This is a genomic window from Shewanella sp. SM71, assembly GCF_025653905.1.
In the GTDB taxonomy this organism is placed as follows: Bacteria; Pseudomonadota; Gammaproteobacteria; order Enterobacterales; family Shewanellaceae; genus Shewanella; species Shewanella oncorhynchi.
Genome location: NZ_JAKKRW010000017.1, coordinates 51,763 through 72,306, shown reverse-complemented (window position 1 = coordinate 72,306; position 20,544 = coordinate 51,763). Strand labels below are relative to the sequence as shown.

General features: G+C 46.2%; 15 protein-coding genes and 1 pseudogene. 6 read left to right on the top strand and 10 right to left on the bottom strand.

Annotation, left to right across the window (positions count from 1 at the left end; genetic code table 11):
• Nucleotides 1-215: 215 nt before the first annotated feature.
• Complete coding sequence (locus L5L97_RS16425; RefSeq protein WP_263182870.1) at nt 216-1,421, bottom strand: endonuclease/exonuclease/phosphatase family protein; 1,206 nt, start codon at nt 1,419-1,421, stop codon at nt 216-218.
• 784 nt (nt 1,422-2,205) lie between these two features.
• On the opposite strand from L5L97_RS16425, the gene L5L97_RS16420 reads away from it, so the two are divergent.
• From L5L97_RS16420 to L5L97_RS16405, 4 genes are all read left to right on the top strand, one after another.
• Nucleotides 2,206-2,913, top strand: coding sequence for a hypothetical protein (locus tag L5L97_RS16420; protein ID WP_263182867.1), 708 nt, complete (start codon nt 2,206-2,208; stop codon nt 2,911-2,913).
• A 19-nt stretch (nt 2,914-2,932) separates the two neighbouring features.
• Nucleotides 2,933-4,306: a magnesium transporter gene (gene mgtE / locus L5L97_RS16415; protein ID WP_263182866.1), complete on the top strand. Its 1,374-nt coding sequence runs from the start codon at nt 2,933-2,935 to the stop codon at nt 4,304-4,306.
• Between the two features lie 265 nt (nt 4,307-4,571).
• On the top strand, nt 4,572-5,660 hold the full coding sequence (locus L5L97_RS16410) for a methyl-accepting chemotaxis protein (protein WP_263182864.1): 1,089 nt from the start codon (nt 4,572-4,574) through the stop codon (nt 5,658-5,660).
• 214 nt (nt 5,661-5,874) lie between these two features.
• Entirely contained in the window at nt 5,875-6,648 is a 774-nt protein-coding gene (locus L5L97_RS16405) for a substrate-binding periplasmic protein (RefSeq protein WP_263182863.1), read from the top strand.
• A 73-nt stretch (nt 6,649-6,721) separates the two neighbouring features.
• Here the strand turns inward: L5L97_RS16405 and L5L97_RS16400 are convergent, their stop codons facing one another.
• The 8 genes from L5L97_RS16400 to L5L97_RS16365 all read right to left on the bottom strand — a co-directional run bounded on the left by L5L97_RS16400 (nt 6,722) and on the right by L5L97_RS16365 (nt 16,955).
• Entirely contained in the window at nt 6,722-7,453 is a 732-nt protein-coding gene (locus tag L5L97_RS16400) for an RluA family pseudouridine synthase (RefSeq protein WP_263182862.1), read from the bottom strand.
• A gap of 187 nt (nt 7,454-7,640) precedes the next feature.
• Nucleotides 7,641-10,865, bottom strand: coding sequence for a carbamoyl-phosphate synthase large subunit (carB, locus tag L5L97_RS16395; protein ID WP_105251663.1), 3,225 nt, complete (start codon nt 10,863-10,865; stop codon nt 7,641-7,643).
• A 27-nt stretch (nt 10,866-10,892) separates the two neighbouring features.
• Entirely contained in the window at nt 10,893-12,053 is a 1,161-nt protein-coding gene (gene carA / locus L5L97_RS16390) for a glutamine-hydrolyzing carbamoyl-phosphate synthase small subunit (protein WP_263140018.1), read from the bottom strand.
• A gap of 168 nt (nt 12,054-12,221) precedes the next feature.
• The gene (gene dapB, locus L5L97_RS16385) at nt 12,222-13,034 is read right to left on the bottom strand and encodes a 4-hydroxy-tetrahydrodipicolinate reductase (RefSeq protein ID WP_105251661.1); all 813 of its coding nucleotides are present in this window, start codon (nt 13,032-13,034) and stop codon (nt 12,222-12,224) included.
• Nucleotides 13,035-13,105: 71 nt separating this feature from the next.
• A complete protein-coding gene (locus tag L5L97_RS16380; protein WP_006083907.1) occupies nt 13,106-13,723 on the bottom strand; it encodes an FKBP-type peptidyl-prolyl cis-trans isomerase in 618 nt (205 codons plus the stop codon).
• A 219-nt stretch (nt 13,724-13,942) separates the two neighbouring features.
• Nucleotides 13,943-14,752 (bottom strand): M48 family metallopeptidase, encoded by an 810-nt coding sequence (locus L5L97_RS16375; RefSeq protein WP_263182861.1) that lies wholly within the window; start codon nt 14,750-14,752, stop codon nt 13,943-13,945.
• Between the two features lie 149 nt (nt 14,753-14,901).
• Nucleotides 14,902-15,486: a GNAT family N-acetyltransferase gene (locus L5L97_RS16370; protein ID WP_263182859.1), complete on the bottom strand. Its 585-nt coding sequence runs from the start codon at nt 15,484-15,486 to the stop codon at nt 14,902-14,904.
• Nucleotides 15,487-15,623: 137 nt separating this feature from the next.
• Entirely contained in the window at nt 15,624-16,955 is a 1,332-nt protein-coding gene (locus L5L97_RS16365; protein ID WP_263182858.1) for a DEAD/DEAH box helicase, read from the bottom strand.
• Nucleotides 16,956-17,498: 543 nt separating this feature from the next.
• On the opposite strand from L5L97_RS16365, the gene L5L97_RS16360 reads away from it, so the two are divergent.
• Together L5L97_RS16360 and L5L97_RS16355 are read left to right on the top strand one after the other, a co-directional pair.
• On the top strand, nt 17,499-17,777 hold the full coding sequence (locus tag L5L97_RS16360) for a DNA polymerase III subunit epsilon (protein ID WP_263182857.1): 279 nt from the start codon (nt 17,499-17,501) through the stop codon (nt 17,775-17,777).
• Nucleotides 17,778-18,118: 341 nt separating this feature from the next.
• Nucleotides 18,119-19,128: pseudogene (locus L5L97_RS16355) on the top strand (sugar-binding protein).
• A gap of 736 nt (nt 19,129-19,864) precedes the next feature.
• On the opposite strand, the gene L5L97_RS16350 reads toward L5L97_RS16355, so the two are convergent.
• Entirely contained in the window at nt 19,865-20,458 is a 594-nt protein-coding gene (locus L5L97_RS16350) for a hypothetical protein (RefSeq protein ID WP_113941184.1), read from the bottom strand.
• Between the last annotated feature and the right edge of the window lie 86 nt (nt 20,459-20,544).

Sequence of the window (20,544 nt, the reverse complement as noted above, 5' to 3'; positions counted from 1 at the left end):
CGAGTACCGAACGCGCCGCAGCGCTTATTTTCCATCATCCACGGGTGGCCGATCATACCTTATTTTAACGGTTAATTCTGAATGATATTCATGCGAAATGATGTAGGAATGGTTAATGACACAACGCTAACAAAACCGTAGCGAAAAGATGCCTGCACGATAAAGACAACTGACATGATTTGAAATAAGACGAATTAATAAGCAAACACGAGAACTTAGCTACGTAGCGCTAACTCAACAATGACGGGCGCATGGTCAGTACTGTAGGCGTCGCGTTCATATTCAGGTCTGACTAAGTGTCTATCGCAGGTCTGATAATCTATGACTTGCGCTAAACTGCGGCCATGGCTCGCATCAAACTCACTCGAAAGCAAAATATAATCCAGCACTGAACCTTTAGGGCCATAGTAATGGGTCGCCGCTCTGTGTTCCCTATGGTAAGCGGTATTGCCAATCAAACTGTCCCTCAAGTTCGCTTCAATAAATAACTCATAGGCATCCTTAAGTTGATACTGAGCAAACACCGCCGCTAATGCCGCATCGGATAAATGCCCAAGGCCAGCGGCTTTAATGTCATTACTGTGGATACTCTCGCCCTGTATCGTTAACGCATCTAAGGCGCCCATTGTCAGACTGTCATTAAAGTCTCCCATCACGATAACGGGATGTTTAGATTCTTGCCTGCGTACCAATATGCCATTGAATAATAATGCAGCTTCCGCGCCGCGCTGCATGGTAGATGCCCAGCGGCCTAAGGCTTGCTCTGTGAGTAATTGGGTTTCTGAATGCAGTTTCATGCTTGCTGCGGGAGCCAAGTTATCTAACCCAAGTGGCTGATGTTCGAGAGGTTGATGTTCAAGGGACTGATGTTCAAATAGCTTAGGCTCGAGCGCTAATCCGGCACGTTTTGACTTAAAGTGCACCACATAATAGTCACACTTGCCGATATGTGGCACTTCAACGGTTGCGCGCAGCACCTTACGGCTAAAGGCAAATTCACTCGATAATCCCATGGCTGCCACTAAACGCGCATCAGGTTCGACACTGCTGATTTCCACTATGGGATAACGGGAGGCAAGCGCGACCACAGGGCTACGATAAATGTAATCACTGATAAGAGTTGGCTCATCAACGATCGCAAAATACCCTAGACCTTGCTCACTGGCGATTTGTTTGAGCGGTTCAGGGCTAAACACTTCTTGAAATCCCACAATATCGGGCTGGCGATGTGCGAGAAACTCACTCAACCACTGACACTTTTTCTGCCATTGCCCATGGCTATAGATATTTTCAAAATCATAGTAAGCCAAAGGCGGCTCAATAAAGTTAAACAGATTGATACTGGCGATCTTGATATTCGCGGTGCACTTAAGATCGATAGGTGCAGTAATTGATTCCAACTCATCGATATTATGTGCCACAGCTTAATCCCCCCAAATCTGAATACAGCAAACTCTCTTAATCTGACTTAATCTGACTTAATCTGACTTAATCTGAGTGAGCACAATGACTCACCGCAGGCACGACAAGGGTATACCCGAAGTGCACTAATGCCAAATCCCCCATTATGGATAAAGTGTTAACTCATCTCTGGCGACTCAAATACAGCTTACTGAGATAAGTCATACCGTTAAAAACCACAATTCAATATCACAGTTAAATCCGACAACAAAAATCAACCGCTACCAGCCAGAAAATAAACAATCACACAACAATGATTAGCACGCAAAACCACCAGCACTCCCAACAAAATCACGCAAGCCCAAGAATGATCATAAAATTAACTTTTACTTAAAGTGTAAATTCAAACAAAAACATATGTAATAACATGTGCGGTTGACTTTACATTTCAGTCCCTTAGAATGTGGCGACTTTAATCATTGCGGAGACCCACTGTGGGCACACACATAAGCGACAGTAGATGCCCTGTCCAAAAGACAGGATTTAACGCCTAGCACTAGCCCGCAATATTTGCTGCTACCTGCTAAGCAGGGTAGTAGTGTGAACCATTCTTCACTCAGCCTCCCCCAAAATATCAATCACAGACAATAAGCCTGAGCCTACGGCTGCGCTTTAGCAATTCCAGCATTTTGCTGGGGTTCAGTTATGTGTATTTATTGCATCTCAAAGCAAGTTTTTTGCCTCAGTGGACTTCGTTTTCCCTATGGATTTACATCTATGGGTTTACATCTGAGGAGCCTAAATATGGCTTACATAAACAACACATCAATTTTGCGATCTTTATCCTGCGCAAGTATCAGCTTGTACTACAGCATGAGTGCGGCGGCATCCCATCTCGAAGTGGATGATCCTGCCCTCGCAGAGCGCTGTGAATTAGAAATGGGCTGGCAACAACCTAGGTCGGATCATGCTCGTCCACAATTAAACGCGGCCACGACTTGCAGCCGCAATCAATGGGAATGGCATTTAGGATTAGCGTCCAATGCCAATGACGATAATCGTGGGGAGCAAGCTGAAGTCGGCATTAAGCTGCCGCTCAACTTAAACTCCCTCTCAGATTCAGAGCAGCAACAGGATAATTGGCACAGCGCACTGGTAATCAACTTGCAGAAAAACCTCGATGCCAGTAACGAATTAGCCACCGAAGTCTTCGGCATTTTTGGCAAAACCTTAGGCGATTCTGATGTCAGTCTCTATGCCAATTTAGGTTTTACCCATGAATTTAATCAATCAACCCAATTACTTGTGGGTATCGCGGCAGCGTATGAACTCAGTAGTCACCATCGCGTGATAGCCGAGATTTATCAAAAAGAATTGAGCGAGACTGCCTATCAGTTCGCCTATCAACACACATCACAACAACAGCTACAGCTGGAATTGAGCTTAGGCAATGCCCTTCGTGGCAACGCGCTGCAACTTGGCGCAGACATCACCTTTTACTTTGGTCACTAGATCGTTGAGAGAATGAACTATGAACATGAATAACAGCACAAACAACACTAAAAAAATCATCCATAACCTGCAAATGATTATCGAGCAACGCAGTGCCAGCGCCATGGCTGAATTAGCCAAAAAACGCCACCCTGCCGATATTGCAGCCGTATTTAACGTCTTTAATCAAGCTCAACAAGTCCTATTATTGCAACTGGCCTCACCTAAGGTTTGCGCCAATTTGTTTCGCTACCTGACCGATGAATTGCAAGCCAGCTTAGTACAGCAATTAGATAAAACCACGCTATCTGCGCTACTGGTTCACATGGCTGCAGATGAACGTGCCGACCTCTATAATCTGCTCGATGAAACCCAGCAAGCGGCGATTTTACCTGCGCTCGCATTGGCCAAACGGGAAGATATGCGCACCCTCGCCGCCTATGATAAAGCTAAAGTCGGCGCAGTCATGACCTCGGATTACACATTACTGAATAGCCGCCATACTGCGGCAGAAGCAATTGATACTCTGCGTACTGAAGCGGCTGATAAAGAAACAATTTATCAAACCTATGTGGTGGATATGTTAGGCCGCTTAATAGGAACTGTATCATTAAGGCAGTTATTGCTCGCGCAGCCGCACGAGCGAGTGGTCGACTTTATGAAACCCGATCCCGTCGCGCTCGATGCCAATGCCTTTCGCGAAGAAGCGGTGCAGATGATCGCCCATTACGACTTAATGGCGCTGCCAGTAGTCAATGGCAAAGGCCAGCTCGTCGGTATCGTCACCTATGATGATGCTATGGATATCGCCAGCTCACAGGCGGATCTTGAGTTCACAAAAACTGCGGCCATCGGCAATATTGACCATAACCTCAAGACTGCCAGCATAGGCTTACTTTACCGTAAGCGCGTGGTTTGGCTGGTAATCTTGGTTTTTGGTAATATTTTCTCGGGAGCGGGGATCGCCTTCTTCGAAGACACCATTGCCAGTTATGTCTCTTTAGTCTTCTTCCTGCCGCTACTGATCGATAGCGGCGGCAATGCGGGCTCACAATCGGCGACCTTAATGGTACGCGGCTTAGCCACAGGGGAAGTGGTTCTCAAAGATTGGTTATCTATGCTAGGGCGCGAGTTATTTGTCGCCGGATTATTAGGAGCCAGCATGGCAGCGGCAGTGTCCTTGCTCGGATTTTGGCGCGGCGGACCTGAAATCGCGCTGGTTGTGGCACTCACAATGCAAATTGTGGTGATTATTGGCAGCTTGATTGGTATGTCTCTGCCTTTCTTGCTGAGCAAGTTAAAGATGGACCCTGCAGCCGCGAGTGCGCCACTCATCACCTCCATCGCCGATATCATAGGTGTACTCGTGTATTTCAGCATAGCCACAGTGGTGCTCGACTTACCTATGCCATAGGCCTAAGACCTAAGACCTCAAAGTGAACCAAGCTAAGTTAACCTTAGCGTGGTTCACTTATCATTCGATAGTACTAACCCATTTATGACAAAGCATAAAAGCTTCAATAACCTTAAAAAAATTAAGAATAAAGCTTAAAGATCAGTTAATATTTCCATACCTGAATCGTTTTACTTTTTATTAACATTGCAGTATTTACCGCTGAGCCCAGTCACAGTAAGTCGATAAGCAATAGTGATAGTCCTAGCGACTTGAGAGGTTTTATATGTGGTTTAATTCCCAGCTCAAAGCTGAAAACCAGGCGCTAAAAGAGCGACTCATCCAACTAGAACGCCAACACCAAAATGAAATAGATGAACTGCGTGGCATGATCCGTGAAAATGAGACTATGCAGCAACAGTCGCGCCAAAATGCAGACCACTACACTGAAGTGATCACCTGCCAAAACCTAGGCGGAGATATGCTTAATGCCGTGCGCGAAGGCTTAGCCAGCAGTGCCGAATTACTCTCTGCGGAAAAAGAATCACTGTCTGAACTCAATCACGTTTTTGATCAAACCCGTGTGGCCATTGCCAATTTAGGCACTAGAGCAACTTATATTAATGATCAAGCATCGAACAGCATGAAAGCTGTCACAGAACTCGATGCTACGACCTCTTCAATCAATCAATTTGTCGCGGCTATTCAAGGAATTTCAGAACAAACAAACTTGCTGGCATTGAACGCCGCCATTGAAGCCGCCCGTGCAGGCGAAGCGGGACGGGGGTTTGCCGTGGTGGCCGATGAAGTGCGCCAGCTTGCAAGCAAAGCCCATGAAGCCAGTAGCCATATTGAAAAACTCGTGAAACAAATCGTCGCGCAAGCGGCTGAGATTAAAGAAATTGTTCATAATAATCAAAGTAGTGCCGTTGATGTAGCCACCTCCTCAACCCAAATTGGTCAAGTCGTTGAAGATGTCCTGCAACGCTCAAAACAAATGCAGCACGTTATCCATAACGCAGCCACAGCGTCATTCTTGAATACCACTAAGCTCGACCACGCAGTCTGGAAAAGTAGCGTTTATCAATTAATTGAAAAACCACAGCATAACCACAATGTGAACTCACACACTGAGTGCCGCCTAGGGCAATGGTATTTCAAAGGATTTGGTGCCGAGAATTATCAGCATTTAAGTAATTTCAAAGCATTAGATGCACCACATAAAGCGGTACACGAGGCAGGAAAAGCGGCGCTCAATGCGAGACAAAAAGGTAATTTGCCTGAGATGGTCAAACAACTGCACTCAATGGAAGACGCCAGTATGCGTGTTGTGCATTGCATTGATAACCTTATGCGAGATGTATATCGAGCGTGATATATAAGCACAGAAAGATAAGCTATCGCCCATAAATCAGCCTGCCTAAGAGCGCAATACTCGCGCTCTTTTTTATCGTTAAAACGGTATAGTAAATTTAATCTTAGAAAATGAACCCCTAGCTATACTTGATTTAAACACAGCCTTCATCTTTAATCGTTTCAAGAGCAAGCAGTGAGACTCAATTATAACATTCTAATTTTTAGGGTTATTAATGAAATTAGTCACAAGTTTATTGTTATCACTCACCCTTAGCAGCGCAGTTTCTCTTCGCGCGCAGCCGCTCAACATCTATACCGAAGAATGGTCACCAATCAGCTTTTCTGTCGATGGCAAACCCGATGGTTTAGCTGTACAGGTAGTACAAGAAATTCAAAAGCGCATAAAGAACCCAGATCCAATCAAGGTCGTACCTTGGGCTCGCGGCTGGAAAATGCTGACCGAGCAACCTAACACTGTGTTGTTTACTATGACGCGCACAGCAGAAAGGGAGCAAATGTTTACTATGATTGGGCCTGTTGCTGTCGGCACGACTAATTTTTATGCCTTAAAAAATAGCGGTATAAAAATAACCACTATAAATGATGCAAAGACGGCTAAGGCAATTGGTGTCTATCGTGCCTCGGTGGAAGAACGCCTATTGCTCGAACTGGGATTTACGAATGTTGCGGCCTCATCCGAACCCTTATTGAGTGCAAAACAATTGATGAAGCAACGTGTCGATCTTTGGTGTAATGCCAATCTCACCGCGCCGAGTATTCTGTCGGATGCAGGCGCGAGCATTGATGATGTAGAGTCGCTCTTCACGATTAGTGCTAATCATCTTTACATTGCCTTCTCACAAGGCACGCCCAATGATGTGATCGAACAGTGGAAAAACAGCCTAGAAGCGATAAAAGCAGATGGCACCTTCGCAACGATTTACCGTACTTGGCTCCCCAACGATGCGCCGCCCATGCAAACCGAACGTATCGGGTTTAGCAACTAAACCCATTGCTCTAAATTCTACGTGCTAAGTGATGAGTGCTGAGAGCTAAACTCTATTGCTCTTTTAAAAGCGCTTAAAAAGGACACTCACAAACCCAGCCGATACGCTCACCCGTGATAGGATGATTAAACGCTAAGCGGGTCGCATGCAGCATTAATCTGCTGCTCGTCGTATTAGTGATATCAGCTTCATTTGCATCAGCCTTATCAGTCACGCACTCACCCACGCCGCCGTAGAGATCGCACCCCAGTATTGAGTGACCCAATTGCTGACTGTGGATCCGCAGTTGATGAGTGCGACCAGAAACAGGGGTAAATTCGACCCGCGTGGCGAAAGGTTCGGTTAATCGTTCCAGCACCTGATATTCACTGATCGCAACTTTGCCTGTGCTATGGCAAATCTTTTGTAGCGGGAAATAGTCACTATCTTTAGCAATCGGCAGATTAATCACCCCGCTGTCAGCGGCTAAATGCCCGTGGAGCAAGGCGGTATAACGCTTTTCAACCGTGCGCGCCTGAAACTGCTTGGTCAGCAAACCATTCACGCTTTTATTCAGCGCCACCAGCATGATGCCCGAAGTGCCAAAATCGAGTCTGTGCAACAAAGTGGCCGTCGGAAAATCCTGCACTAAACGATAATGCACTGAGTCGAGATTCAGCGGATTCTTCCCCGACAAACTCAATAATCCGCTCGGCTTATCAATCAGTAGAATATCGTTATCTTGATAAAGCACGCGTATTTGCCCGAGGCAAGGCGGCGCAATAAAAGTATCGACTTTGGCAAGGCTATCGGCTGGCGCAGGCATAATTTTTCAGGCTACCTAAATGGGAAATAAAATGAGTTAAGTCATACTCAAATCAAACGGCACAACTCAATAAAACAGGTTAAATAAAATAGACCCAATAATTCAATAGAACAGACACAGGCCTAAATAATAAGGCCGCATAACCTAAGTTATGCGGCCCTCTAATTAACGGCATTAACGCTGTGGCTTATTTAGCCAGTACGCGCAGATGCAGTTCTTGTACTGACGTCACGTTAGTACGGTCATCGGCGGCATGGGCCATACAAGTGGCGAATGCAGCATTCATGGTCGTCGTGTAGTTAACTTTGTAACGCAGTGCACCGCGGCGCAATTGACGAGAATCTTCAATCGCTTGGCGACCTTCGGTAGTGTTCACGATATAAGTGTATTCACCATTCTTGATGCGATCGAGAATGTGTGGACGCCCTTCGTGTACCTTGTTCACTAAGCGTGGGTTGATACCCGCTTCGCCTAGGATAACCGCAGTACCATGAGTCGCATCGATTTGATAACCGAGCTCAATTAACTTAGCCGCTAAATCGGCAACGCGTTTCTTATCGCTGTTACGCACAGACAATAATGCACGACCCGACTTAGGCACCTCAGAAGTCGCACCTAACTGCGCCTTAGCATAGGCTTCGGCGAACGTATCGCCCACGCCCATGACTTCACCGGTAGAGCGCATTTCTGGGCCTAACAGTGGGTCAACACCTGGGAACTTATTAAAGGGCAACACCACTTCTTTCACTGAGTAGAAAGGTGGGATCACTTCTTTAGTGAAGTTTTGCGACGTTAAGCTTTGACCCGCCATCACACGCGCGGCGATCTTAGCTAAAGGCACACCAGTCGCTTTGGACACGAATGGCACAGTACGGGCAGCACGTGGGTTAACTTCAATCATATAGATTTCGTTATCTTTCACGGCGAACTGTACGTTCATCAGGCCGACAACACCGAGTTCCATCGCCAACTTACCGACTTGAACGCGCATGCGATCTTGGATTTCTTGGCTTAGCGTGTATGGCGGCAGCGAACAACCTGAGTCACCTGAGTGAACACCCGCTTGTTCGATATGCTCCATAATCGCGCCAATCACCACGATTTCGCCGTCACATACTGCATCGATATCCACTTCAATCGCATCATCTAAGAAGCGATCGAGCAGTACTGGCGATGCATTCGATACGCTCACGGCTTCGTTGAAGTAACGCAGCAAATCTTGCTTGTCGTAGACGATTTCCATCGCGCGGCCGCCCAGTACGTAGGATGGACGCACAACTAACGGATAACCGATACGCTCAGCGGCAATCACAGCACCTTCAACCGTAGTCACGGTATCGTTTTCAGGCTGCTTCATCTCTAAGCGTTGAATCGCTTGCTGGAAACGCTCACGGTCTTCGGCGCGGTCGATGGCATCTGGGCTAGTACCAATCACAGGTACGCCAGCGGCTTCTAAGGCACGGGCCAATTTCAATGGCGTTTGACCACCGTACTGCACGATAACGCCCTTTGGCTTCTCGATACGGACGATTTCTAATACGTCTTCCAGTGTGACGGGTTCGAAGTACAGACGGTCTGAAGTGTCGTAGTCGGTTGAAACGGTTTCAGGGTTACAGTTCACCATGATGGTTTCATAACCGTCTTCACGTAGCGCTAACGCCGCGTGCACACAGCAATAATCGAACTCAATACCTTGACCGATACGGTTTGGCCCGCCACCTAACACCATGATTTTGTCACGGGTCGATGGGTTAGCTTCACATTCTTCTTCATACGTTGAGTACATGTAAGCCGTGTCTGTTGCAAACTCAGCCGCACAGGTATCCACACGCTTATAGACTGGGTGCAGGTCGAACTTATCACGCAGCTTACGCACTTCGGCTTCGTTCACGCCTAATACATCGGCCAAACGCGCATCGGCAAAACCTTTACGTTTCAGCTTACGCAGTAAGTCGATATCCAGACCCGCCAGACCCGCTTCAGCGACAACACCTTCGAGCTGAACCAGCTCTTCGATTTGCACGAGGAACCAAGGGTCGATATTGGTCAGTTTAAAGATTTCATCTAAGCTCAGCCCCGCACGCATCGCATCGGCTATGTACCAAATACGGTCGCAACCAGGCTCTTTCAGCTCGTGGCGAATACGCGACATCGCCTCAGGTTTAGACATATCTGTGACAGGATCTAGACCGTTACGGCTAACCTCTAAACCACGTAAGGCTTTTTGTAGTGACTCTTGGAAAGTACGGCCAATCGCCATCACTTCACCCACAGACTTCATCTGGGTTGTTAAGCGATCATTCGCACCGGCAAACTTTTCAAAGTTAAAGCGTGGCACTTTAGTCACAACGTAATCGATAGCAGGCTCGAATGACGCTGGCGTGCGACCGCCAGTGATGTCGTTCATCAGCTCATCAAGAGTGAAACCAACTGCTAACTTAGCAGCGATTTTCGCAATCGGGAAACCCGTTGCTTTTGATGCTAATGCTGAAGAGCGCGATACACGTGGGTTCATCTCGATGATAACCATACGGCCATCTTTCGGGTTGATACCAAACTGTACGTTCGAACCGCCGGTCTCAACACCAATCTCACGCAGTACGGCCATAGAGGCGTTACGCATGATTTGGTATTCTTTATCAGTCAGGGTTTGCGCGGGTGCAACTGTAATAGAGTCGCCCGTGTGCACGCCCATAGGATCGAAGTTTTCGATGGCGCAGACGATAATGCAGTTATCGTTGCGATCGCGGACCACTTCCATCTCGTATTCTTTCCAACCGATCAGTGATTCGTCGATCAGCAGTTCACTCGTTGGCGATAACTCTAAGCCCTGTGAACAGATCTCTTCGAACTCTTCCCTGTTGTAAGCGATACCGCCACCCGAGCCACCCATAGTAAAGGATGGGCGGATAATACAAGGGAAACCCACTTGATCAAGTACGCCATAAGCTTCGTCCATATTGTGGGCAATGCCCGCGCGTGGACAATCAAGACCAATACTTTTCATCGCTTTATCAAAGCGGCTACGGTCTTCAGCTTTATCGATAGCATCGGCAGTCGCGCCAATCATCTCGACGTTAAATTCTTTCAGTACGCCTTTGGCTTCAAGTTCTAATGCGCAGTTCAGTGCGGTTTGGCCGCCCATGGTTGGCAGAATCGCATCTGGGCGTTCTTTAGCAATAATGTTACGGACCACTTCCCAGTGAATCGGCTCGATATAAGTGGCATCGGCCATTTCTGGATCAGTCATAATGGTGGCAGGGTTAGAGTTCACCAGAATGACACGGTAGCCTTCTTCACGCAGCGCTTTACACGCTTGTGCGCCAGAATAGTCAAATTCACATGCCTGACCAATCACGATTGGGCCGGCGCCTAGGATAAGAATACTCTTTATATCTGTACGTTTTGGCATTGCTTCTCTCTTCTCCTAGCTAGCGTACTACTTGGCGTTCTGACGGTATATGTCGATTAGCTCGATAAAGTGATCGAACAGCGGGGCGGCATCGTTCGGGCCAGGGCTCGCTTCAGGGTGACCTTGGAAGCTGAACGCGGGCTTGTCCGTGAGATGGATACCTTGGAGTGAACCATCAAACAGCGACTTATGCGTCACCTTAATGTTGGCGGGTAAGGTCGTTTCATCGGCAGCAAAACCGTGGTTTTGGCTGGTGATCATCACGTTACCTTTCTCGATATTGCTCACTGGGTGGTTTGCACCGTGGTGACCAAACTTCATCTTCAAGGTTTTTGCACCTGAGGCCAGCGCGAGTAGCTGATGACCTAAACAGATACCGAAAATCGGCGTGTCGGTTTTCAGAATGTGTTGAATCGCTTCAATCGCGTAATCGCATGGCTCTGGATCGCCAGGGCCGTTCGAAAGGAACACACCATCGGGATTCATCGCTAACACTTCGGCAGCTGAAGTTTTAGCTGGCACAACTGTGACGTCGCAACCGCGGTCCACTAACATGCGCAGAATGTTTTGCTTAACGCCGTAGTCGTAGGCTACTACTTTGTATTTAAGCTCATTTGCTGGCGTATCTTCTGGTAAGCCGCCCACTAAACGCCAGCTACCTTTACGCCATGGATAGGCAGTTTTAGTCGTGACTTCTTTAGCGAGATCCATGCCTTTTAAACCGGGGAAAGCTTTGGCAGCGGCGAGCGCTTTTGCTTCGTCTAAGTCTGCACCTGCCATAATACAACCGGCTTGAGCACCTTTTTCACGGAGAATACGAGTTAACTTGCGGGTATCGATATCTGCTATGCCAACGACATTGTTCGCTTTGAGATAATCACTTAAGCTTTGTTGATTACGGAAACTACTTGCGATGAGCGGAAGATCACGAATGATAAGACCACAAGCGTGAACCCCATCGGATTCAATATCTTCATCATTGGTACCAGTGTTGCCTATGTGTGGGTAGGTTAATGTTACAATCTGGCGTGAGTAGGATGGATCAGTTAAAATTTCTTGGTATCCTGTCATGGAAGTGTTAAAAACAACTTCACCAACAGAGAGACCATCGGCACCAATTGCTGTGCCAGAGAATACAGTTCCATCTTCGAGTACGAGTAAGGCAGACTTTGTCAACGCGACCTCCATAAAGAGCCAAGCCACTGAAATATAATGTTTTTATGTTATGTTAAGATACCAATTTCCGCTAATTTACGAAATTTTGACAAATTCCAGCGAGTTTACAGTAAAAACGCGAAACCGTCCACCCACTGGTAACTGGGTGCAAAAAAAAACGCCATATCGGCGTTTTTAATATTAATGCAAACCTAAAACCTGCTGCATATCATACAAGCCCGGCTTTTGCTCCACGAGCCAGTGAGCAGCACGCATAGCACCATTAGCAAAGGTCATACGACTCGAAGCTTTATGGGTGATCTCTAAACGCTCACCGATATCGGCAAACATGGCCGTATGTTCACCAACGAGATCACCGGCACGAATGGTCGCAAAACCGATAGTTTCACGGTCACGTTCACCCGTGATCCCTTCGCGGCCATATACGGCACATTTCTCAAGATCGCGACCTAAGGTCTTAGCAATCACTTCACCCATTTTCAGGGCTGTGCCCGACGGCGCATCTTTTTTATGTCTGTGGTGACCTTCGATAATTTCGATATCCGTGTAATCACCCATGACTTCGGCAGCCAGTTCGAGTAATTTCCACATCAAATTGACACCCACAGACATATTCGGCGCCATTACGACCGGCGTTTGCTCGGCAAAGGCATTGATCTGTTCTTTTTGAGCATGATTGAAACCCGTTGTGCCAATCACCATGGCTTTCTTATGGCGAACACACCAATCTAAGTGGACAATACTGGCGTCTGGCGCGGTGAAATCGATCAACACATCAAAATCATCGGTCGCATAATCGAGCGAATCCATGATCATGACGTTTAATTTACCCACACCAGCTAACTCACCCGCATCCACACCTACTAAACTTGAGCCTGCACGCTCAATGGCAGCACCCAGTAAAATATGGTCGTGATTGTAGGCCGCTTCAATAAGAGTGCGTCCCATACGACCACCGGCACCGACGATTGCCACTCTCACTTGTCCACTCATTTCAATCTCCTCAATCTTTCTTTGTATTCCATAAGAAAACGCCTAAGACAGGCTTAGGCGTTTTTTCAATATTAGATGATATCTAATAATTCAACTTCGAATACCAAAGTTGAATAAGGAGGAATCGATGCCCCCGCGCCGCGCTCACCGTAAGCTAAGTGATGTGGCACAAATAATTTCAACTTAGTGCCTACTGGCATCAGTTGCAGTGCTTCAGTCCAGCCAGCGATAACGCCAGAAACTGGGAACTCAGCAGGTTGGCCACGAACTACAGAGCTGTCGAACACATCACCATTGATGAAAGAACCATGGTAGTGAGTACGAACAGTATCTTCGTAAGTTGGAGTAGCACCGTCACCTTGGACTAATACTTCGAACTGCAGACCAGAGTCAGTCACAGTCACGCCATCACGCTTAGCATTTTCAGCTAAGAAGGCATCGCCTTCAGCAGACGCAGCAGCAGCAGCTTGCTCTTGAGCAGCTTGAATACGACCGCTAATTTCAGTGAAAGCAACTTGCAGATCTTGCATAGACACAGCACTTTCCAAACCGGCAAACGCATCGGCTAAACCCGCTTGAACGGCTGGAATATCCACGCCATCAAAAGAATTGGCGGCCAGTTGCTCACCCATTTGACGGCCTACACCGTAGCTTGCTTGCTGTTCAACAGTACTGAATTTATCAGACATAATTAACGACTCTCAATTATCAGTGGAATTTTGCGCGCCAGTTTACCATAGTTCAGCGAGCTATGCTGATAAACTGACTGCTTATTTAACTAAGAAGGCTTTTTTACACACTTATTGCGTATTTATCCAAAAGCATAAATAGGTTAAGGACACGTATCTCTCCACAAACGACAGCGAACACTCACCAAACGGGCACTTAGATCTTAAATAGACTTCAGCTTATTTCGGCGCCACACATTGATTCTTCACCTGCGCTTTAGCACTGGCATAAAGTGGCTGCATCTGTGCTTGCAATTGTTGTAGCTGAGCAATGCGATTACTGTTCGATGGATGGGTCGATAATAACTCCGGCCCTTGGCTACCGCCCACCTTCGACATATTCTGCCATAACTCAACACTCTGAGCCGGATTGAAACCCGCTCGAGCCATTAGCTCTACGCCCATAATATCGGCTTCGCTCTCTTGTGCGCGGCCAAAAGGCAGAATAACCCCCACCTGAGCACCGAGTCCCAATGCCGACATATATAAGTCGCGATTCGACACACCACTCGCCCCTAGCGCCGCATCGGCAATCTGCATTCCAACGCCCGTTAACTGTCCACGGGAAACCTGCTCATTACCGTGCTGCGCCAACACATGCGCGACTTCGTGACCGAGCACAGTAGCAAGCTGATCAGGTCCCTTAGCGACCTTAAGCAATCCGGTATAAACCCCAATATGCCCACCCGGCAGAGCAAAAGCGTTAACTTGTTCAGAGTCAAACAAAACCACATCCCAGCGCTGGGTTTGGTCCGGCAGCACTGCAGTAATACGATTAGCGACACAATTGACGTATTGCGTCAGCTTTTTATCACTACTCACTTTTTGCTGTTTTTTCATTTCCTCGAAGGAGGAATCGCCCATCTGCTGCATTTGCGCCGCTGAATACAACAAGGTCTGCCCTCGCCCCGTTGGCGATTGCGTGGTCGCACAGGCCGATAATCCGAGCGCGACCGCCATCCCCACTAAGCCTAAATGCATTGATTTCATGTGGCACTCCTTAAATCCCATGACGGGCGTGAAGATCTTTGAGCCAACAGGGGCTCAACTAATGGAAAGATTTTACTGAGATAGACAAGATAAGCCAAATAGAGAAACACTGGCGGCGCGCGTTAGCGATACTTTGCACCTAAATGGAATTAATACTCCTCCTTTAACAAGGCATAAAGGAACTCATCGCCCCACGCGCCTTTAAAGAAGATGTTTTTCACATAATGGGCTTCGCACCTAAAGCGGAGTTTTTCGAGTAAGCGACAGCAGGCAAGATTTTGTGCATCGGTGATGGCAATAACTCTATGCTTATGCAATTCAATAAAGAGGTAATCCAGCAATGCGCTGACGGCCTCAAAAGCAATATGTTTACCTTGATGCTCAGGCGCAATCGTAAAGCCAATTTCCGCCTGCTGCTCATCAATAAAGTGCAGCGCCAGATCGCCAACTAATTGGGTTGGTGTAGTTCCCGACGCGCCAGTAACAATCGCAAGCTGAAACCAAGTATCAACCGCACCAAATTGTGCATAATCCATCTTCTCGAACAACGCGAGTGCATCGCTATAGCTGTAATCCGTCCAGCTTTGATATTTGGCGACCTTAGGGTCGGCTCGATAGGCGGTAAAAGCCTCAAGATCCGCTCGCTGGAATGGCCTAAGTACAAAGTGCTCGGTCGTTAAACCGTTATTCACCACTTTATGAAGTGCTTTGCTTAACGCCAATGTCGATCCCATGACTTAGCTCCTTAATGTAAATAAGTCACTAAGTTACACCCAGAGCGAAAGTGATAACAGCGGCTAATGCGCTTTATTCTGTTATCAGTTTAGTGATTGAGGCACGCCAAGCTTGAACGCTATGAATAGCTTTAAACTCAGCGCTTACCTTTAAACTCTTTAGCGCTGTGCTTATTGATGCTACGGCGATTCGCCTGTTTATCCCGTGGTGGTCGCTTACGCTCAGCTTTTCCCTCAGTGGCGCCATCAGTGATTTTTTCACTCGGCTTATCCGTTACCGGAAAGTCAGCCAATAATGCCAGCGGTAACTCCCGCGCAGTTAAACTGCGGATCGCCGTTAAAGTTGCCATTTCACCGTGGCACACGAGGGAAATCGCCAGCCCTTTTTCGCCAGCGCGCGCGGTGCGGCCAATGCGGTGCACGTACACAGGCGCACTCATGGGCAAATCCAAATTGATGACCACAGGCAAGGCATCAACATGAATGCCACGCGCCATCAAATCTGTCGCCACTAATACTTGGATCCGATTGGCTTTAAAGTCGGCCAAGGTTTGGCTGCGAACGGTCTGCTCTTTTTCACCGTGCAGCGCGGCAACTTTCATCCCCGCTTTGGCGAGCCTTTTAGCGACGGCATCGGCATCATCGCGGGCGCTGATAAACACCAACACCTGCGGCCATTGATACTGTTTTAACAGCGCAATCAATGCCTGTGCTTTGCTGCCCTTGTTGACTAAATAGAGTTGCTCTTCGATTTCACCAGCCACTGAATTCACCTTGTGGGCTTCGACCCGTAGCGGCTTATTCACCAGTAACTTGCCCGCTAATGTATCCAAAGCCTCGGGCAACGTGGCGGAAAATAACAAGGTTTGCTTAAGCTTAGGCATAAACGCCATCAGCTTTTGCACATCGGGCCAAAACCCCATTTCCAACAGACGGTCAGCCTCATCCAGCACAAGATGTTTTATCGAATCGAGGCTGACGTGGGACTGTTTACATAAATCCAGTAAACGCCCAGGGGTTGCCACTAATACCTGCGGCTTGGCTGCAAGTTCGGCTAATTGGTCTTCCAGCGCGACTCCACCACACAGAAGCTGAATGTTCAACGAAGTCGATAACTGACTCGCCACTGTTTGCAGCGCCTCAGTCACTTGCAGCGCTAATTCCCGTGTTGGCACCAGCACTAACGCCAGTGCATTTGGAGGCTGTACAGACTTAGCGCCCTGCAACTGTGTTTGCTGTTGCAACAAAATTTGTTGTAGGAGTGGCAAACCAAAGGCTAAGGTTTTCCCGCTACCGGTTTGTGCTAAGGCTAACAAATCCCGTCCTGCAAGAATGGCCGGAATCGCCAATTGCTGCACCTTTGTCGGATGTTTAAGACTTGCAGGCAAGGCCTTAAGTAACGCCGAATTTATGCCAAGCTCAGCAAAAGTTAACGACTCAGGGGAAGAAGAAAGCTCGGGAAAGGTCATCACAGCACCGGATCAAAACATGGGAGCGAAAGTTTACTGAGAGTTGCCTTTGAATACCAATGTTGTTTCGGCTTTTACGCAAGCCTTGGCACAGTTTGCAACGGTACTCTTTACAACGGTACGGTTTGCAACAATACAGTTACGGCATTTGCGTTACGCCACTAAGAAAGTCTAGTTTGAAACTTTGTTTGAATTTCTAAACCAAAGGTCAAATCAATAGCCGACCTAAAGAGAATCAACTGCAATCCCCTCTTGGATCTCCCCTGCCGACAAGGTTCATGTCTAACGGCCAGTTCGCAGGAATAGGTGAATTCCTGTCGCTTCGGCGTTCGTGGTTTATCTAAAAAGAGACTCCAGCTGCATCTTTCTTATGTGCGCAAAGTTAACGCAGGTGATGGGATGGTAGATTTTAATCCCACAGCTTTCGTGAGCGCTTATGGTAGAATCCCACCCAATCAGCTTTATGAATGTGCAACACAACTCATTTGTTTAACTGAACGTAGTGGAACACTACCGTGATTAACTAAATGAGGAGAAAAGATTATGAGTAAGTTAAATGCCGAAGAACGTAAAGCCCGCGATAACGCCCGTTTTTCACAACGCGTCGATGAACGCCGCACAAAAGGCGAAGACGTGGTCGCCTACGTGCTGGGCAACAAGCTCGCGTTTAAGTTTCTGACTAAACCAGAGAGACACGAATTTAAACAAAGAGAAGCCGCACTTGAAGAAGAAGCCAAACTTAAAAAGCAACAAGCGTTTCAGCTGAAAACCGAGCAAGAGTTAGAGAAAGCCAAAGCCGCATTTACTGATACAGAAGAGTAACCTCTCAAAAGAGCCATTGATCATCATTGATGGCTCACGCATACCCCATTTCCAAACTTCGTTTGGATTTTTAAATCCAAATCAAAATCAACGTCGTAGGACTTCTCCCCTGATTTTTTATTAAGAAATCGACCAAGGAGGACTGCTCATTATATCTTTCTTGGATCTCACTTGCCAAACAACGTTCATGTCTAACTGCCTGTTCGCCATTGTATTGTGAATTATTGATTCAGAACAATAATGTCCAATAACACAGGTGTATCTCATATCTTTAAATCTATTCCTTTGCTACATTCGATTGTAAAGCGTTAAGTTGCTGTCTGATTATTTTTGGAGGAAGTGTGGTGAGATTATTTTTGTTACTCATTGTATTAAGTCAATTACCAATATCCTCTGCCTATGGAAAAGAGCTGAAATTTGCTGTTGTGCCTAAATTTTATAGTGTTTTTTTGATCAAAGCAAAAATGGCTGTATAGATGCAGCGGCTCAAATAGAAGGCGTAGAATGTATATATCGAGGACCTGAAATTAGCAGTGTTAGATTGCAAGATCAGGTAATAAATCAACTGATTGATGAAGGTATCGATGGTATCGCTGTAGCTGTTACGCAATCTAAATACCTCGTTGAAAATAGCCTAAAAAGAGCCAAAGAAGCCGGAATTCCGGTTGTTACCTATGACTCTGATTTTGATGCTTCTATCAAAGAAGAACCTAAGAATTTACGCCTAGCTTATATAGGCACAGACAATTTTGAACTGGGTAAGTCATTGGGTGAACAGTTAAAAAAACTACGGCCAAATGGCGGAACGTTAATAATGCATTCTGGGCGGCCAGATTCTCCCAATCTGAATTTAAGACTTATGGGTGTACGCTCCGCCTTATCAGGAAAAAAATACGATGCTCCTCCTGGCGAATTACTCGATGGCGATTTAGGCTGGACAGAAGTTAGAGAACCTTTGTTTAACTTTGATCAGCTTAGTCAAGCTGTTAAACAAATGGAGTCCGTAATGAAAGGTAAGCCTGTGAAAGCAGACTCTTTTATCGCAGTTGGTGGTTGGGCGCAAAATAATGATGCGCTCTATCGTGAAATGATTGCTCCATACCAAGAAAAAATTAATAACAAAGAAATCGTCATTATTATTACCGATACATCTCCAGAGCAGTTAACGATGCTGAAAGATGGTCTTGCTCATGTCAATGTGGGTCAAAATCCATATGAAATGGGAAGACAAGCAATTTTGACGCTTTATAAAATTGTCACAAAACAAAAGTATGAAGAAACAATCTACACACCTGTTACGTTTTGTACTCCTCAAAACGTTGACACCTGTGACAAGCGTACCGGAATGTGACGCAAAAATGATGGATTAGGCCAGTACACATCTCAAAGGAGCCATTGATCATAATTGATGGCTCACGCATACCCAATTTCCAAACTTCGTTTGGATTTTTAAATCAAAATCTACATCAAAGTCGTGGGGCTTCACCCCACACCCGACCAAAAGGGGAAAAGCGCTTGTTCTCCTTTTGGAAATCCCCCGGCGAACAACGTCCATGTCTAACTGCCAGTTCGCCATCCCAGGCTCTCGTTCGAAACGCTGCTACGCAGCACTCACCCTAGCGAAGTTACATGCATTAATTACCTGTCTCATACTCCAATAAAAATCGCCTAACGGCTCAGATGGCACATCCATGTGCCCCCGAGCCTGCACCATCATCCATGATGTCGCCACGGCATTTTTACTCCGTATTTAGACAACTTCGCAGGGAATATGAACTCCTGAAGTTTCAGTGTTACTTATTCGTATTAAAAAAAGAACTAACACTCCATCTTTCTAAAATTTAATAATGAGTGTCTCAATAACATTTCCTGCCTGTCCAATCATTTCAATGGCACGGCATACAAACCTCCTTGTTCAATGCTTAAGCAAAGCTGGAGATTAACTACCACGCAATTACTGTGGATGCCCGTCTGATCTTCTGGGCGTTATCATGAAGAGAGTAGTGGTTACATTTAAATTTGGTACAAGTTTTATTATTTAGTGAACAATTAAATTAATAGGTTTGCAAGTCCGTGGTCTGCTTTTGTTAGCTGCATTGATTGTCTGCATATACATTACCAGTTTTAGGGCAGATTCTAAAAACACATAAAACATTTTCTGCATCACCATCATCGCCCCAAAGAGAAACTTCATAACCAGCTTGAGGAGGAATGACTATTATTATTTCTTCACTATTGTTAGTGAATTGGCCTTGTGGAAGTAGATTTTTGAAATCATTAAAATCCATTTTTAGGATTTGTTCGTGTGCAAATTTCACTTTTAAAAAGGAGGTTGGGTAATTTTCATAGGGCCAATCATTTTCAGCTTCTCGGGGATGGACTGATTGTATCTTGATACTTCCGTCATATCTTATTTGATATTTGATTGAACCACCATCATGCATAAACGGATAAATTAATGCTATGCTAGAAAACTGGATGTTGTCGAATAAATCTAATATATCTCTGTTTAATGTGAACAAAAGATGTAACTTTGCTGTCTCGGGAAAGTTAGATATTAATGGTAAGTTACCGCCAAAATATGACTCAGACTCTTCAGATATATTCAATGCTACGAGATTTCCCTTATAGTAAATTAAGGGTTTTCTGATTTGTCCATATTCTCCAGTTATTGAATCCATAATTACTCTCTCATTAGCAGTTACGGTGCATATTAAGTGTTACTTTTCATTATAGTAACGCTATTTACGATCATAGTCATTTTGTT